13 protein-coding genes are annotated in these 16,938 nt (G+C 72.9%); 6 read left to right on the top strand and 7 right to left on the bottom strand.

Features of this window, described 5'->3' with window-relative positions; all coding sequences use genetic code 11:
• Positions 1 to 28: 28 nt before the first annotated feature.
• Positions 29 to 1,282: a hydroxymethylcytosylglucuronate/cytosylglucuronate synthase gene (locus ABZZ17_RS16635; protein WP_356876518.1), complete on the bottom strand. Its 1,254-nt coding sequence runs from the start codon at positions 1,280 to 1,282 to the stop codon at positions 29 to 31.
• 338 nt (positions 1,283 to 1,620) lie between these two features.
• Between ABZZ17_RS16635 and ABZZ17_RS16630 the strand changes: the two genes are divergently transcribed.
• A complete protein-coding gene (locus ABZZ17_RS16630) occupies positions 1,621 to 3,261 on the top strand; it encodes an ATP-binding cassette domain-containing protein (protein WP_356876516.1) in 1,641 nt (546 codons plus the stop codon).
• A gap of 16 nt (positions 3,262 to 3,277) precedes the next feature.
• On the opposite strand, the gene ABZZ17_RS16625 is transcribed toward ABZZ17_RS16630, so the two are convergent.
• From ABZZ17_RS16625 to ABZZ17_RS16605, 5 genes are all read right to left on the bottom strand, one after another.
• Positions 3,278 to 3,871: a TetR/AcrR family transcriptional regulator gene (locus ABZZ17_RS16625; RefSeq protein ID WP_356876678.1), complete on the bottom strand. Its 594-nt coding sequence runs from the start codon at positions 3,869 to 3,871 to the stop codon at positions 3,278 to 3,280.
• 173 nt (positions 3,872 to 4,044) lie between these two features.
• Positions 4,045 to 4,833 (bottom strand): ABC transporter ATP-binding protein, encoded by a 789-nt coding sequence (locus ABZZ17_RS16620; protein ID WP_356876514.1) that lies wholly within the window; start codon positions 4,831 to 4,833, stop codon positions 4,045 to 4,047.
• Positions 4,820 to 5,863, bottom strand: coding sequence for an ABC transporter substrate-binding protein (locus ABZZ17_RS16615; RefSeq protein ID WP_356876512.1), 1,044 nt, complete (start codon positions 5,861 to 5,863; stop codon positions 4,820 to 4,822). The genes ABZZ17_RS16620 and ABZZ17_RS16615 overlap by 14 nt, the downstream gene beginning before the upstream one ends.
• A 91-nt stretch (positions 5,864 to 5,954) precedes the next feature.
• Positions 5,955 to 6,743, bottom strand: a complete 789-nt coding sequence (locus tag ABZZ17_RS16610) for an ABC transporter permease (RefSeq protein ID WP_356876676.1) — start codon at positions 6,741 to 6,743, stop codon at positions 5,955 to 5,957.
• A gap of 89 nt (positions 6,744 to 6,832) precedes the next feature.
• Positions 6,833 to 7,948: an LLM class flavin-dependent oxidoreductase gene (locus ABZZ17_RS16605; protein ID WP_356876510.1), complete on the bottom strand. Its 1,116-nt coding sequence runs from the start codon at positions 7,946 to 7,948 to the stop codon at positions 6,833 to 6,835.
• Between the two features lie 478 nt (positions 7,949 to 8,426).
• On the opposite strand from ABZZ17_RS16605, the gene ABZZ17_RS16600 reads away from it, so the two are divergent.
• From ABZZ17_RS16600 to ABZZ17_RS16580, 5 genes are all read left to right on the top strand, one after another.
• The gene (locus tag ABZZ17_RS16600) at positions 8,427 to 9,167 is read left to right on the top strand and encodes a carbonic anhydrase (protein WP_356876508.1); all 741 of its coding nucleotides are present in this window, start codon (positions 8,427 to 8,429) and stop codon (positions 9,165 to 9,167) included.
• Positions 9,168 to 9,364: 197 nt separating this feature from the next.
• Entirely contained in the window at positions 9,365 to 9,976 is a 612-nt protein-coding gene (locus ABZZ17_RS16595) for a CatB-related O-acetyltransferase (protein WP_356876674.1), read from the top strand.
• Positions 9,977 to 9,996: 20 nt separating this feature from the next.
• Positions 9,997 to 10,872, top strand: coding sequence for an HAD family hydrolase (locus ABZZ17_RS16590; RefSeq protein WP_356876506.1), 876 nt, complete (start codon positions 9,997 to 9,999; stop codon positions 10,870 to 10,872).
• 151 nt (positions 10,873 to 11,023) lie between these two features.
• Entirely contained in the window at positions 11,024 to 11,440 is a 417-nt protein-coding gene (locus ABZZ17_RS16585) for a TOBE domain-containing protein (protein WP_356876504.1), read from the top strand.
• Between the two features lie 276 nt (positions 11,441 to 11,716).
• The gene (locus ABZZ17_RS16580) at positions 11,717 to 15,958 is read left to right on the top strand and encodes a bifunctional nitrate reductase/sulfite reductase flavoprotein subunit alpha (RefSeq protein WP_356876502.1); all 4,242 of its coding nucleotides are present in this window, start codon (positions 11,717 to 11,719) and stop codon (positions 15,956 to 15,958) included.
• On the opposite strand, the gene bla is transcribed toward ABZZ17_RS16580, so the two are convergent.
• Positions 15,955 to 16,878, bottom strand: a complete 924-nt coding sequence (bla, locus tag ABZZ17_RS16575) for a class A beta-lactamase (protein ID WP_356876500.1) — start codon at positions 16,876 to 16,878, stop codon at positions 15,955 to 15,957. The two genes, ABZZ17_RS16580 and bla, sit on opposite strands and share 4 nt — an antisense overlap.
• Positions 16,879 to 16,938 lie beyond the last annotated feature (60 nt).

The following is a 16,938-nucleotide window of genomic DNA, read 5'->3' as shown; positions in this document are numbered from 1 at the left end:
GCGGGCCGCGGCCCGCCGGCCGACCGGGTCAGGCGAGCGGACCGGCCGTGCCCAGGACTCCGAGCAGTGCGTCGGCCACCTGGGCCGCGCCGCCGGTGCCGACCGTGGTCGTGAGCGCGCCCCAGTCCTCGACGCCGGCGGAACGGCGCAGCGCGTCCAGGACGCCGTCGCGCAGGGCGTGGCCGACGGCCTGCCGGCCGTCGCCCCGTGCCGCCGCGGCGATCGCCCCGTAGATCAGCCGGAGGGCGTGGTCCTCGCTCTCGGAGCGGAGGGCCACCGCGTCTTCCTCGACGAGCACCTCCTTGGGCCAGAGGACCCGCAGCGGGGCCCCGAGTGCCCGGCTGTGGTAGCGGCCGTTGAAGATCTGGCTGAGGTTCTGCGGCGGCAGGCAGACGGTGGGGACGTCCAGTCCGCCCGCCTCCAGCAGGGTGGTCAGCCCCGGCGAGGTGAGGAGGACGTCACAGGCGTCCAGCCGTTCCAGGAACGCGCCGTGCCCGAGCGGGCCGGCGGTCGTCCGGGGCGGGGCGGTCGAAGAGTCGACGAGCCGGCCCGCCAGGTCGCGGGGCAGGTTGCCGGCGATGTGCACCTCCTCGATGCCGTGGGCGGCGAGGGCTTCGAGGACGGCCGGGACGACCAGGCGCGGATAGTGCTCCGGATCAGCGAGGTTCGGCGCCCGCAGACCCCCCAGGCTGACCAGCGCCCTGCGGTACGGGCGGCCCGTGTTCCGCCGGGCGCCGCCCTCAGGTGCCGAGGCGCGGGGCCGGGCGATGACCGCCTCGACCCAGCGCAGCTCCCGGGCGTCGGCCAGGACCTCCAGGCACTCGGGCGGCAGCTCGACGCTCTTCTGGGCGCAGTACACCGTCGCGTCCAGCGGCAGTGCGGGCCGGTCGCCCTCGGACCAGAGGAAGGGCAGGCTGTCGACGAAGACCGTGGGCACTCCGGCGGCCAGCAGGGCCTTCGCGGCCGCACCGTCCAGGACGACGACGGCGGCCCGCACCTCCTGTGACCGCACGAACTCCCGGACCGAGGGGCCCAACAGGCCCGGATCGTCCGGCAGGTCGTACCAGCCGTCCACCGCGTGCCCGGCGAGCAGCGGCCGCCCCAGCCCCGACGCGAGCCCGACGAACCGCAGGGGAAGAGCCGACCGGTCCTGTAACGCGGCGAGTACCGCGCTCAGCTTTCCCGAACTTCCCCATCCGAATTCCGCCCCGACGAGGGCGACGGTGACGGGAGCGGACCGCGGCGCGGGGGCCGCGGAGTGCCTGGCGGCAATGGACGGCATGGCTGACTCTCGCATTTCCGTGGAGGATCGGAACGCTGGGAACGAAAGGGGGCGGGCGCCGCGCAGGCATCAGCGAACGCGCAGGCACAGCGCGGCCCGAGGGGAGATCGCTTGGACCACCCCCGAAGCTTCTTTCGACCGCAACCATTCCGTACACAGCTGATTGACGCAAGAAATCGACGCGCCCTTTATACCGGCGGGTGAATAGCCGGATCGGTCGCATAATCATCAACCGCTGCGCGATGATTGAGGAATCGTCGGAACATCGGAAATCCATGGGACGGGTCCGCCGAAAAGGAATGGCCCCACGCGGTGTCCGGCCGCTAGGGTCTCCTCCCATGGGCTACCTCGAAGCCGCCGGCCTCGGTCATGTTCTCGCCGACGGCCGCGAGCTGTTCCACGACGTCTCGTTCCGGGTCCCGTCCGGTCAAACGGTCGCGCTCATCGGCGACAACGGCGCCGGCAAGACCACGCTCCTGCGCATCCTCTCGGGTGAGATCCCGGCGCAGCACGGATCGTTCCGCAGCCAGGGAGCGGTCGCGGTCATGCCGCAGTTCATCGGCAGCCTGCGGGACGACCGCACCGTCCGGGACCTCCTGCTCGCCGTCGCGCCCGCACCGCTGCGGGCCGCGGCCGCCGCCATCGACACGGCCGAGCTGGCGATGATGGAGACGGAGGACGAGCCCACCCAACTCCGGTACGCACAGGCGCTGGTGGACTGGGGCGAGGCCGGAGGCTACGACTACGAGGTGCTCTGGGACACCGTGACGGTTGCCGCGCTCGGCAGCCCGTTCCGGGTCGCCCAGTACCGGGAGGTCTCCACGCTGTCCGGCGGAGAGCAGAAGCGGCTCGTCCTGGAAGCGCTGCTCCGCGGCCCGGCGGAACTGCTGCTGCTGGACGAACCCGACAACTACCTCGACGTACCCGGCAAGCGCTGGCTGGAGGAACAGCTCACGCAGACCCGGCAGGGCGTCCTGCTGATCACCCACGACCGCGAGGTGCTCAGCCGTACGGCCGGCCAGGTCGTGACGCTGGAGGGCGGCACGGCCTGGACCCACGGCGGAGGGTTCGCCACCTGGGCCGAGGCGCGTGAGGCGCGCTGGCAGCGCGCGGCCGAGATGCGTCAGCGCTGGAGCGAGAAGCACGAGCAACTCAAGGAACTGGTGCGGACCTTGCGCCAGCAGTCGTCCATCAGTGACGAGATGGCCTCGCGCTACCACGCGGCCCAGACCCGGCTTTCGAAGTTCGAGGAGGCCGGTCCGCCGCCCGCGCCACCACGCCGGCAGCGGGTCGCACCGGACCTGCGCGGCGGCCGGACGGGCCTGCGCGCGATCACCTGCAAGGACCTCGAACTCAGCGGCCTGATGCGGCCGTTCGACCTGGAGGTGTTCTTCGGCGACCGGGTGTGCGTGCTCGGTTCCAACGGTTCGGGCAAGAGCCACTTCCTGCGCCTGCTGGACGAGGCCGGCGCGGACACGGACCCGACGGTGGCACACACCGGTGACTGCCGTCTGGGCGCACGCGTCCGGCCCGGACTGTTCGCCCAGACGCACCGGCACCCGGAGTGGGCCGGCCGGACCCCGGCCGACATCCTCGGCGCCGGTGAGGGCGATCGCCCCGGGCTGGACCTCCAGGGCGCCATGTCGGCCCTGAGCCGCTACGGCCTGGCGGGCGCCGGCCGCCAGAACTTCGAGACCCTTTCGGGCGGTCAGCAGGCACGCTTCCAGGTCCTGCTGCTGGAACTCGCGGGGGCGACCCTGCTGTTGCTCGACGAACCGACCGACAACCTGGACCTGATCTCGGCCGAGGCGCTGGAGGAGGCCCTGGCCGGTTTCACCGGAACGGTGGTGGCCGTCACCCACGACCGCTGGTTCGCCCGGGTGTTCAGCCGCTTCCTGGTCTTCCGGTCCGACGGCCGGGTGGTGGAGACGGACGAACCGGTCTGGGACGAGGGCCGGGTCAGCCGCGTCCGGGGCTGACCCGCAGGAGACGGGCCTAAGCGTGACTGACGGAGCGCCAGATCCGGTCGGGCAGCGTACGGGCGGCTTCCTCCAGGTCGACGTCACCCACCGTGAGCCAGCGGCGGACGACGGCGACGACCGGACCCATGACGAGGGACTCGATCACGGGGGCGGGCAGCCGCGCGAGTTCGCCGGATTCCTGGTGGGCGTGGATCCAGAGGGCGATCGGTGCCAGCCGGGCCTCCTGGGAGTCGCGGAGCTCTCCGGCACGCGCCATGGTTTCGCGGTCCGCGGTCGCGGAGTGGATGAGGCGGGCCTCGTCCGGACGGCTCCGCGCGAAATCCAGGTAGGCCAGGACCACGGCCCGGATGCCGGAGCGGGCGTCGGCCGCGCCGATCAGCGCCGTTCCCAGGGCGTTCAGGAGCTGGCCCACCGAGCGCAGTGCGAGAGCGGCGAACACCCCGTCGAGACTGCCGAAGTGGTGGTAGATGCTTCCGGAGCTGACCCCGCTGGCCCTCGTGATCGTGCCGAGGGTGAGGCCGGCTTCGCCCGACGCGGCGTAGAGGCCGAGTGCCGCGTCCAGTACCTGCTCGACCGTGGCTTCGCCGCGTTGTTGCTTCGGGCTCATCGTGCAGGCGTCCTCGGTCTCAAGGCGGCTCGTCCGCTCACTCATCGTCACGGACAGCGTAGAACACCCTCCCCACGCACCTCGGGGACGGGTTCCGGGGGCATGCGGTCCGTCCCGCATGCCGCCCGGTCCGCCCGACGGGACGGCCCCCGGGACGCCCTGGGACGGTCGCCTCAGCCGCGCATGGTCTCCGTCAGCCGGCCGCGCAGGCGGGCGAACTCGGGAGCGGCCCGCAGCGCCGAGACGTCCGAGTCCGGGTCGCGGTCCAGGGGCACCGGCAGCTCCGCCACCACCCGGCCGGGCCCGGCGGCCATGACCAGCACCCGGGAGCCCAGCAGGACGGCCTCCTCCGCCGAGTGGGTCACGAACAGCACCGTCGTACCGAGCCGCCCGGCCAAGGTCCGCACCTCCTCCTGGAGCCGCTCCCGGGTCAGCGCGTCGAGCGCGGCGAACGGCTCGTCCATGAGCAGGAGTTCGGGCTCCGCCGCCAGGGCCCGGGCGAGCGCCACCCGCTGCTGCTGACCGCCCGACAGCTCCCACGTGCGCCGGCCCGCCATGCCGGACAGCCCCACCCGCTCCAGGAGCTCCGCGATCCGCCCGCTCCGCTCGGCGCGGGGCACCCCGAGCCGGGCCAGCGCGAAGCCGAGGTTCCCGCCGACCGTGCGCCACGGGAACAGCCGGGGCTGCTGGAACACCACCCCCGCGCCCACACCCGGCCGGGGTGGGGCGCCCCGGACCAGGGCGAGGCCCGAGGCGGGCCGCTCGAAGCCCGCCACCACGCGCAGCAGGCTCGTCTTGCCGCAGCCCGACGGCCCGACCAGGACGACGAACTCACCCGCGCGGATCCGCAGGTCCACCCCTTCGAGCGCCGTCACCGGCTGCTTCGCCGAGCCGTACCGGACCGACACCCCCGCCAGATCGACGACCGCGACCTCCTTACCCGGCACGTCAGTTGGCGGCACGGCCGAGCTCCTCCACCGCGAGCGCCCGTCCGAACACGGCCTCGTCCGGCACCGCGTCGACGGCCTTCTGCCCCTTCAGGAACACGGCGGCGTCGCGCAGGTTCGCCGCCAGCTTGCCGGGGGCGCCCGGCGTGCCCAGGTACTCGGGACCCGTCTGCTCCTTCGCGCTCAGCAGCACCAGTTCGGACAGCTGCCGCTTCGCCTCCGCCGCCGGCAGCCCGAGCTCCGCGCCGATGGACTTCGCGGCCTCGTCCGGAGCGGTGCGCGCCTGCGCGACGGCCTGGTCCTGCGCCTTGATCCAGGCGGTGACCACCTCCGGATGCCTGGCGGCGAACGCGTTCGTGACCACCCCCAGGTCGGCGGTCGGCTTGCCCTGCTTGGCCAGCTCACGGCTGCTGACGAGCACCTTGCCGTCCTTCGTGAGTTCGCTCAGCGTCGGCGTCCACACGTACGCGGCGTCGATGTCCCCGCGCTTCCACGCGGCGAGCGCGTCCTGCGGCTGGAGGTCGATGGTCTGCACGGCCGACGGCTCGACACCGGCGGCGGTCAGCGCGGCGAGCAGCGAGTAGTGGGCGGTCGAACCGAAGGGGGTGGCCACCTTCTTGCCCACCAGTTCCTTCACCGAACCGATCCCGGACTTGGCGACGAGTGCTTCGTTGTCCCCGATCAGGTCGTGGATCCACACCACCTTGTACGGGATGTTCAGCGGGGCGGACAAGCCCTTGGTGACCGGGCTCGACCCGGCCAGGCCCAGGTCCACGGCCCCGGCGATGACGGCCGTGTTGACGTCCCCGCCCGACTCGAACTTCACCCACTTCACGTCGGCTTCGGGGAGGGCCTTCTCCAGTAGCTTCTGGTTCTTCACCACCAGATCGGCGTTGGGTATCGCCTGGTAGGCGATCCGTACGGTGGTCCGCCCGCCGGAGCCGTCGGCCGTGTCCCCGCCACCCCCGCACGCGGCGGTGGCGGAAGCCGTCAGGGTGACGGCCGCGGCGAGCAGGAGGGCGCGGCGGGACAGGGTTCTGGGCATGGACGGTCTCCGGTCTGAGGCGGGGCGGGGCGGGGAAGGGGATGCGGAAGGAAGTGGGGAGAACGGGGGAAGGCGGGGGGAGAGGGTGGGATCAGGCGCGGCCGCGCCACGGGACGGCGAGCCGCTCGACGAGCCGCAGGAGCGCGTCCAGGACGATCCCGGACAGTCCGATGGCGAGGATGCCCGCGATCACCAGCGCGGTCTGGTTGTAGCGCTGCGCGTCGCGGATCATGCCTCCGATGCCGGGTACGCCGTTGATGGTCTCGGCCGCGACGACCGAGGTGTAGGCGACACCGACGGCGATCCGGACGCCCGTGAGGATCTCCGGCAGGGCGGACGGCAGCCGCACCGACAGCAGCAGCGCGACCGGACCCGAACCCAAGGCCCGCGCCGCTTCGACGAGTTGGCCGGGGACCGTGCGGACGGCGGCCGCGGTGGCCGCCGCGATCGGCGGCAGCGCCGCGATCACCAGCAGCCAGATCTTCGGGGCCTCGTCGATGCCGAACCAGATGACCAGCAGCGAGAGGTACGCCAGGGGCGGCAGGGTCCGCAGGAACGTCACCGCGGGTTCCAGCACGACAGCCAGCGGCCGGACCGTACCGATCAGCAGGCCCAGCGGCACCCCGGCCAGCACGGCGTACGCCGAGCCGGTGCCGATCCGGCCGAGGCTCACCCCGAGGTGCTCGATCAGCAGGTGGCCGCCGTAGCCGCGTACCCCGTCGTGCACGGTGGAGGCGAGGACGAACTGCCGCCACACGTCACCGGGCGAGGGCACCAGGACCCGCGGCCACACCTCGGCGGACACCACCGCCTGCCAGGCGGCGAGGAGCACGGCGAGGGCGACGATCCGCAGCGCGCCCCAGCGCAGCGCCTCGCGCAGACGCTCCCGGCGGGGGGATCCGGCCCGGGGCGGATCCGGATCGGGCGGCAGCGGAAGGCTCTCCGGGGCGGCCGCCGTCGTGAGGGCGGTCACGCGGCGGCCGCCCCGGTCAGGGCGCGCAGCCGCGGGGCCACTTCCTCGCCGACCCGGTACGCCTCTTCGAGGTGCGGGTAGCCGGAGAGGACGAACTCGTCGATGCCCAGGGCCCGGTACTCGGCGAGCCGCGCGGCGACCTCGTCGTGCGAGCCGACCAGCGCGGTCCCGGCGCCCTCGCGGACCAGGCCGATGCCGGCCCACAGGTTCGGCGCCACGGTGAGGCGGGCGGCGTCCGCGACCCCGCCGTGCAGCGCGGTCATCCGGGCCTGCCCGGTGGAATCCATGGCGGCGAACCGCTCCTGGCTCGCCCGCACGGCCTCCGGGTCGATCCCGGCGAGGATCCGGTCCGCCTCCGACCAGGCCTCGGCGGCGGTGTCCCGGCTGATGACGTGCAGCCGCAGCCCGAAGCGTACGGTGCGCCCGGCCGCCCGGGCCCGCTCCCTGAGCCGGTCGACGCGCGCGGCGACGGCGGCGGGCGGTTCGCCCCACAGCAGCTGTACGTCGGCGTGCCGGGCGGCGACCTCCTCGGCGGCGGGCGAGGCACCGCCGAAGTACAGCGGTACCGGATGCCGGAGTTCGGGATCGGTGAGCCGGGCGCCCTCGATCCGCAGATGTGCCCCGTCGTGGTCGACGGACTTGCCGTCCAGCAGGTCCCGCAGGACCGACATCACCTCCGCGGTACGGGCGTAGCGGTCGTCATGTCCCAACTGGTCCCCGTAGGCCCGCTGTTCGGCGGGGTCGCCGCCCGTGACCACGTTCAGCGCGATCCGCCCTCCGGCGAACCTGCGGAAGGCGTCGGCCTGTTGGGCGAGCAGGGTGGGACTGGCGAAACCGGCGCGGAACGCGACGAGGAACCCGATGCGGGTGGTGTGCTGCGCGAGGGCGGCGGTGAGGATCCAGGGGTCCACGCAGCCGAGCCCCACGGGCGTCAGCAACGAATGGAATCCGGCCTGCTCGGCGGCACGGGCCACCTGGGCCAGGTAGGGGATGTCGGCGGGCCGCCGCGTGGCGGCCCCGGTACGGCCCTGGACGGCGGTGACGCCGCCGGGATCGCGGCCGTCCCCGCCGGTGGGCAGGAACCAGTGGAGCAGGAGGGGGTTTTCCGGCATGAGAGGACCTCGTCGAGGCAGCGGCGTGACACGTGCCACCGCCGGTGGGGGAGGTGGGCACGTGTGCACGGGCAGGAGGGCGGAAGGCAGGCGGGACGCGGGCGCGGGCAGAACGCGCGCGGTGGCCCGTACGGCGTCAGGAGCGGCGGATCAGCGGATCAACAGCCGTGCGCACGGGGGAAGTCGGCCCGACACAGCATGGTCGACACACGCAGCAGATCTACGTGACGACGCGATACCAGTACGGGGGCCATGGCCACATCCTGTCGGCGTGGCTCGGGCACACGCAACCAGGGTCCGCATATTGGACCATTGCGTTCCGCATTTCGGGACGCCCTGGGCGTCCGTGGCGTTCGGGACGGGGGCGGCACGCGGATGGGTCAAGCCGGTCGTTCCTTGCCCTTGATCTGCCAAAAATCGATCAAAGAAGAGCGCCGGACGACATGTCAGGGGTCCGGTGCATCTAGCTTGTTCCGTTATGACCGCTGATGCCGAACCTCATGGGGGACCGGGGCGCCGCCGGTTCGTCCGGGCCGCGCTGACGGGCGCGGTTGCCGTGGGCGCGGGGCTGGTCGCCGGGTGGCCGACCGGCACGAGCTCCGTCACCGAAGGGCTCAACGGCCCGCGGCCGGCCAGCCCCCAGTCCGCCCTACGGGCGCTCGACGAGGGGAACCAGCGCTGGAGGACCCTGCACGAGCGGCATCCCGACGAGACCATGGCGGTGCGGCAGACGCTCGTCGCCGGACAGCACCCCTTCGCCGTGATCCTCGGCTGCGTCGATTCCCGCGTACCCCCCGAGCTGGTCTTCGACCAGGGGCTCGGCGACCTGCTGACCGTGCGGTCGGCCGGTGAGGTCCTGGACGAGGCGGTCCTGGCGAGCATCGCGTACGGGGTCGTGGAGCTGGGCATTCCCCTCGTCGTGGTCCTGGGACACCAGTCGTGCGGGGCCGTTGCCGCCGCGGTGGGCGCGGACGAGGCCGGAGGGCAGCTGCCGGGCCACTTGCAGTACCTGGTCGATCAGATCCGCCCGGCCATCGACCGTACGCTGACGGGGGCGGGGCGGGCGGACGCCGCGATCACCGCGAACGTCGGGCTGGTGCACGCGCGGCTGACCGCGGAGCCCGTACTGGCCGAGCGGGTCGCGGCCGGGAAGCTGGCCGTCGTCGGGGCCCGGTACGAGCTGACCAGCCAGCGGGTTCACCGCGTCGACTCCCGCTGAACCGAATCCGCCAACCCGGATCCGCCAACCCGGATCCGCCAACCCGGATCCGCCGACCCGGATCCGCTGAGCCGAATCCGCTGAACCGGATCCGCCGACCCGAATCTGCCGACCCGAATCCGCCCGCGCACGCACAGACCGTCTGGAGTGGCTCCGCCGTGAATCCCGATGCCCCCGACTCCTCGGTGCTCCACCCGATGCCCGGCCAGCCGCGCGTCGTGCTCCTGAAGCCGCTGGTGACCTCCCCGCTGATCGAGGTCGGCGCCTACTCCTACTACGACGACCCGGACGATCCCACCGCCTTCGAGACCCGCAACGTGCTCTACCACTACGGCCCGGAGAAACTGGTCATCGGGAAGTTCTGCGCGCTGGGCACCGGCGTCCGGTTCATCATGAACGGTGCCAACCACCGCATGGACGGTCCCTCGACCTTCCCGTTCCCCATCATGGGCGGCGCCTGGGCCGAGCACTTCGACCTCATCACCGGCCTCCCCGGCCGAGGGGACACCGTCGTCGGCAACGACGTCTGGTTCGGTCACGGCGCCACCGTCATGCCCGGAGTCCGCATCGGCCACGGCGCGGTCGTCGCCTCCGGAGCCGTCGTCGTCGACGACGTCCCCGACTACGGCATCGTCCGCGGCAACCCGGCCAAACCGATCCGTACCCGGTACAGCGAGACGGACGTGGCCCGCCTCCTCGCCCTCGCCTGGTGGGACTGGCCGACCGAACACCTGACCCGGCACGTGCGCACCGTCATGTCCGGCAGCGTCGACGCCCTGGAGGCCGTGGCCCCCGCGGGCCCCAGGTGACGGCCGGATACGATCCGATCATGTTCAGCCTTCGCGCCCGCACCGTCGTCTTCGACATCGACGGCACCCTCTGCTTCGACGGCCGGCTCATCGACGCCCGAATCCTCGCGGCGATCGGCACGTGTGAGCGCGCCGGCCACCGCGTGGTCTTCGCGTCCGCGCGCCCCGTACGCGACATGCTGCCCGTCCTGGACGGAGCCTTCCCGTCCGCCACGCTGATCGGCGGGAACGGCAGCCTCGTCTCGGTCGGCGGCGAGGTCCGGGCGCGGGCGGCGTTCGCTCCCGCCGAACTCGCGGCACTGATGGAGGCGGTCGGACGGTACCGGGCGGCCTACCTCGCGGACGGGCCCTGGGACTACGCCTACACCGGCCCCGTGGACCACCCGATCCGGGGCCGGGTCGACCAGGGCAACCTCGCGCGCGGGGTGGACCTCGCGGAGCTTCCCGAGGTCGTGAAGTTCCTCGTGGTCGGCGCGTCGGACATGGCGGAACTCGCGGAGGCCGGCCGTCGGCTCGGGCTGACGGTCAACCACCACCTCGACGAGGCGATCATCGACTTCGCCCCGGGTTCGACGACGAAGTGGGAAGCCCTCACGTCCCTGGGCACCGGCGCGTACGTGGCGTTCGGCAACGACATCAACGACCTCGACCTCCTGCGGAACGCCGAGCGGGCGGTACGCGTCGGGGCGCACCCGAGTCTGGACGGCGTCGCCCACGTCACCGTCGCGGCCGACCCGGAGGCCGTCGCGGCCGAGATCGCCCTGCTGGCCGAGACGGTCCCGCCGGCCGAGGCCGTCCTGCCGTCGGACACCGTCCTGCCGGCCGACACCGGCATGCCGGCCAACGCCCTCCCGCCGGCCGGGACGGTCCTGCGCACCCCTCCCGCACGGGCGTGACGACCGGCGGGACGGAATTGCGGCGCCGGGTGGGCCTTTCGCCTGGCGGATGAGAACGGCTCCACACGGAGCGTGACGACCGGGGCTAGCGTGATCAGTGGGGCGGTCGGCAGGCCGCCTTTCCCCCCGATCAGAGTGAGGCGTTACGTCCATGAGCCTGAGCATCCGCAACCAGATCCCCGGCACCATCACCTCCGTCACGGCCGGTGAGGCCATGTCCACGGTGAAGGTCCGGCTGGCCGGCGGTCAGGACATCACCGCCGCGATCACCACCGACGCCGTCAAGGACCTCGGCTTCGCCGAGGGCACCGCGGTCAAGGCGCTCGTGAAGTCCACCGAGGTCTCCCTCGCGACCGCCCCGGTCGAGGGCATCTCCATCCGCAACCAGATCGCGGGCACCGTCACCGACGTCGCGACCGGTGGCGCCATGGGCTCCGTCAAGGTTTCCGTCGAGGGCGGCGAGCTGACCGCCGCCATCACCAAGGACGCCGTCGAGGCCCTCGGGCTCACCGCCGGCACCTCCGTCGTCGCCCTGATCAAGTCGACCGAGATCTCCCTCTCCCTCTGATCCGGCCGGATCCCAGCCCGAGGGCCCCGCACCAGCCGGTGCGGGGCCCTCGGGCGTGCGCGCCCCCCGTGCGGCCCCTGCGTGCGGTCGACACCGCCTCCGCGCTCACACCACGGGCCACAACGCTGTGCGGGCCGGTTTACACGCCGTGTCCGCAGGACGTGACGGGCCGGAAACGCGCTCTTCCTACGGTCTGGGGCGTGGGACCTTCCCACCCCCGCCGCCGCTCACCCGCCGCGCGCGGGGCGAGGAGCGCGACCTGAGGGAGGGAGCTCGGTGACGACGCCGGACGCGAAGGCGGAGGGCATCCGGACGGTCTGCTCGTACTGCGGTGTCGGCTGCGGCATCGTGCTCGACGTCGGCCGGGACGCCACCACCGGCAGGCGCACCGCCCTGAAGGCCTCCGGGGACAAACGGCACCCGACGAACTCCGGGCGGCTCTGCACGAAGGGCGCGACCAGTGCGGACATGATGGCCGCGCCCGGACGCGCCGCCAAGGCCCTGATCCGCGCCCGGCGCGGCACCGGACCCGCCGAAACGGACGTGGACACGGCGATCGCCACGGTGGCCGGCCGGCTGCGCGCGATCCTCGACGAGCACGGCCCCGACGCCCTCGCCTTCTACGTCTCCGGGCAGATGTCCCTGGAGGCGCAGTACCTGGCGAACAAGCTCGCCAAGGGATTCGTACGCACCAACCAGATCGAGTCCAACTCCCGCCTGTGCATGGCCAGCGCGGGCTCCGGATACAAACTCTCGCTCGGTGCGGACGGACCTCCCGGCTCCTACCGGGACTTCGACCGGGCCGACGTCTTCTTCGTGATCGGCGCGAACATGGCCGACTGCCATCCCATCCTCTTCCTGCGGATGACGGACCGGATCAAGTCCGCCGGAGCGAAACTCATCGTCGTCGACCCGCGGCGCACCGCCACCGCCGACAAGGCCGACCTGTTCCTCCAGATCAAGCCCGGTACGGACCTGGCCCTCCTCAACGGCATCCTCCACCTCCTCGTGGAGAACGGGCACACCGACGAGGCGTTCATCGCCGAATTCACCGAAGGCTGGGAGGAGATGCCCTCCTTCCTCGCCGACCACCCGCCCGCGAGGGTCGCCGAGATCACCGGCATCCCGGAGGCCGACATCCGGCAGGCCGCCCGCTGGATCGGCGAGGCGGGCGAATGGACGAGCTGCTGGACGATGGGGCTCAACCAGTCCACCCACGGCACCTGGAACACCAACGCCCTGGTCAACCTGCACCTCGCCACCGGGGCGATCTGCCGCCCCGGCTCCGGCCCGTTCTCGCTGACCGGCCAGCCGAACGCGATGGGCGGACGCGAGATGGGCTACATGGGCCCTGGCCTGCCCGGCCAGCGCTCCGTCCTCGTGGACGAGGAACGCGCGTTCACCGAGGAGCTGTGGGGCGTCGAAGCGGGAACGCTGCGCACCGAGGTGGGGCGCGGGACGGTGGAGATGTTCGAGCGGCTCACCGCCGGTGACATCAAGGCGTGCTGGATCATCTGCACCAACCCGGTCGCCTCCGTCGCCAACCGCAAGACCGTCATCGCCGGCCTGGAGGCCGCCGAACTGGTCGTCACGCAGGACGTGTTCGCCGAAACCGAGACGAACGCCTACGCCGACGTCGTGCTGCCCGCCACGCTGTGGGCGGAGTCCGACGGGATCATGATCAACTCGGAGCGGAACCTCACCCTCGTCCAGGGCGTCCTCGATCCCCCCGGACAGGCACTGCCCGACTGGCAGCTCATCGCCCGCGTCGCGTGCGAGATGGGCTTCGCCGACGCCTTCACCTACGCGAGCGCCGAGGACGTCTTCGAGGAACTCAAGCGCGCCTGGAACCCGAAGACCGGCTGGGACCTGCGCGGCGTCACCTACCGGCGCCTGCGCGAGACCCCCGTGCAATGGCCGGCCCCGTCCCCGGACGGCGCTGACCGCAACCCCGTCCGCTACCTCAACGACGGCGTGAGCCAGACCCTGCTGGAACGCGCCGACGGGACCAGGCCCCGGCTGGCGTTCCCCACCCCCTCCGGCCGCGCCCGGTTCTTCGCCCGCCCCCACCTGCCCGCCGCGGAACTCCCCGACGACGACTACCCGTTCGTCCTGAACACCGGCCGCCTGCAACACCAGTGGCACACCCTCACCAAGACCGGCAAGATCCCCAAACTGGGCAGGCTCGACCCCGGCCCGTTCGTCGAGCTCCATCCGGACGACGCCGCCGCCATGGAAGCCCGGGACGGGGACCACATCGAGGTCGCCTCCCGGCGCGGCCGCGCCGTCCTGCCCGCCGTCGTCACCGACCGGGTACGCCCGGGGAACTGCTTCGCGCCCTTCCACTGGAACGACCTGTTCGGGGAGTACCTCAGCATCAACGCCGTCACCCACGACGCCGTCGACCCGGTCTCGTTCCAGCCCGGGTTCAAAGCCTGCGCCGTGGCCCTGCGCGTGGTCGCCGCACCCGAACCCGAGGAGACCCGCCCCGTGCCCGCGACCGCAGGCCCCGCCCTCCCGACGCAGCAGCAGGCCACCGGCACGGCCCCGGCCGCGGACGGCGGCGTCGCCACGGCCGTCTCCGCCCTGGCCACCCTCTTCGGCCTGACCGACCTCACCGGTCCGCCGCTGACACAACCGGAGCGCACGTACCTCTCCGGCTACCTGTCCGGCCTCGCCCAGGCCCCGCCCGGCGGCGTCCCGGTACTGCCCGCCACCGCGCCCTTCGCCCCCGGCACGGCCCGGTGGGTGGACGGCGTACTGGCGGGCACTTTCTCCCGTACCGCCCCGCCCGCCGTGCCCGCGGCCGGACCTCCGGCCCCCGCGGCGGTCACGGGCCGGCAGCTGATCGTGCTGTGGGCCTCGCAGACCGGCAACGCCGAGGAGTTCGCCCGCGCCGCGGCCGCCCGCCTCACCGAGGCCGGCCACACCCCGGCCCTGCTCGCCATGGCCGACGCCGACCCCGCCCGGCTCACCGCGGACACCGACCTGCTGATCGTCACCAGTACCTTCGGCGACGGCGACAGCCCCGACAACGGTGCCGGCTTCTGGCAGGGCCTCACCGCCCCCGACGCCGGCCGGCTGGACGGCCTGCGCTACGCGGTACTGGCCTTCGGCGACTCCAGCTACGACGACTTCTGCGGCCACGGCCGCCGCCTCGACGAACGCCTCGCGGAACTCGGCGCCACCCGCCTGCACCCGCGTACCGACTGCGAGCCCGACTACGACGAGCCCGCCGGGCGGTGGCTCGACCGGATCGCCACCGCCCTCACCACGACGGCCGGCCCGCGGCCGGCGCCGGACGCGCAGGACACGGCCCCGACCCCGGCGGCAGCACCGGCCGCCCCGCGCCCCGCAGAGCGGCAGGCCCCCGCCGCCCGCTACACCAAGGTGTCCCCGTTCGCGACGCTCCTGATCGGGAACCGGCTCCTCAGCCTGCCCGGCTCACACAAGGAGACGCGGCAGTTCGCCTTCGACACCCGCGGCGGCGAACTCGCCTACGAGGCCGGAGACGCGCTCGGCGTATGGCCGGCCAACAGCTCCGGACTCGTCTCCGAATGGCTCGCCCTCACCGGCCTCGACCCCGAGGAGCGCATCGCCCTTCCCGACGGCCCCGGCAGCCCCGACAGCTCCGGCATCCCGTTCGGCGAAGCCCTGCGGACCCGCTTCGACATCGCCCGCATCACCCCGGACCTCCTCAGGTTCGTCGTCGCCCGCACCGGCGACCGCGACCTCCAACGGCTGCTGCGCCCGGACAACAAGGGCGAGCTGGCCAAGTGGAGCTGGGGCCGGCAGGCCGCCGACGTCATCGGAACCTTCCCCGTCCGGGCCTCCGCCGACGAATGGGCCGCGGTCCTCAAGCGGCTCCAGCCCCGCCTGTACTCGATCTCCTCCAGCCCGCTCGCGCACCCGGGCGAGGTTCGCCTGACCGTGTCCGTCGTCCGCTACACCAACGGTCTGGGCCGGGACCGCAACGGCGTCTGCTCCACCTACCTCGCGGACTGCGCCGACGACGGGCCGGTCCAGGTGTTCGTCCAGCGCTCCCCGCACTTCCGCCCGCCCGCGGCCCCCACCACACCGATGATCATGGTGGGTCCGGGTACCGGCGTCGCCCCGTTCATCGGGTTCCTGGAGGACCGCCGGGCCAAGGGACACACGGGACCCAACTGGCTGTTCTTCGGCGAGCAGCGCGAAGCCACCGACTTCTACTACCGCCAGGACCTGGAGGACTTCCTGACCTCCGGCCACCTGGACCGCCTCGACGTCGCCTTCTCCCGGGACCAGCGCAACAAGGTCTACGTACAGGACCGGATGCGCGAGCACGGCCCGCGCCTGTGGCGGTGGCTGCGGGACGGCGCCCACTTCTACGTCTGCGGCGACGCCGGCCGCATGGCCAAGGACGTCGACCGGGCCCTGCACGAGATCGTCGCCGTGCAGGGCCGGATGGACGCCGAAGCCGCGGCTGCCCACGTACGCCAGATGGCCGCCGACAAGCGCTACGTCCGCGACGTCTACTAGTGCCCGCCGAACGCCTCGGCCAGCAGCCTCGCGGCATCGGCCACGAGCGCGTCGTCGCGGGGCGCCGTGGCGTCCGGCTTGGTGCTGACCACGGACAGGACGACCGGCGGCCGGTGCGGCGGCCAGGCGATGCCCACGTTGTTGGTGGTGCCGTACGATCCGGTGCCGGTCTTGTCGCCGAGCACCCAGTCGCGGGGCAGGCCGGCCCGGAAACGGGCACCGCTGGTGGTGTTGGCCAGCAGCCACCCGGTCAGTCGTTCCCGGTGTCCGGGGGCCAGCGCGTCGCCGAGCACGAGCCGCGCGTACGTCTGCCCGATCGCGCGGGGGCTGGTGGTGTCGGTCACCCGGGAGGGTTCCGCCGAGTTCAGCGCCGGCTCCCACCGGTCGAGCCGGGTCGTACGGTCCCCCAGCGAGCGGCAGAACCGGGTGACTGCGGTCGGGCCGCCCAGCTCGCGGAGCAGGAGGTTGTCGGCGCAGTTGTCGCTCTGGGCGATGGCCGCGGAACACAGTTCCGCCACGGTCAGGCCGCCGGCGATGTTCTCGGGCCGCCGCGTGATCTCTCCGCCGCCCGCGTCCGTGACGTCCTGCAGGGTGTAGTGGATGCGCCGGGCGAGGTAGGTGCCGTCCCGGTCGAGGTCGCGCATCACGGCCGCCGCGGTGACCGTCTTGAACAGGGAGCACATGGGGAACAGTTCGTCGGCGCGGTGCAGCACCGTCCGGCCCGTGGCCGTGTCGTACGCGTACACCCCCAGCCGGGCGCCGTGCTCGCGTTCCAGTGCGCGCAGCCGCCGCACGACACCGCCCTCGCCCGGCGACGACGCGGCGCGGGCCGTGCCCGCCGGCAGCGCCACGGCCAGGGCCGCTCCGGCTCCCACGGTCAGCAGTGTGCGACGGGACGGGATCGCCCCAGGGGAATTCACGTCAGCCTCTCCTCTTCTGTCCGTCCTGCGTGCTGGTGTGTTCCCCGAGACGCCCGAAGT

The sequence above is a fragment of the Streptomyces sp. NPDC006512 genome, from assembly GCF_040611935.1.
GTDB lineage: Bacteria > Actinomycetota > Actinomycetes > Streptomycetales > Streptomycetaceae > Streptomyces.
This window is presented reverse-complemented; position numbering and strand designations above follow the sequence as displayed.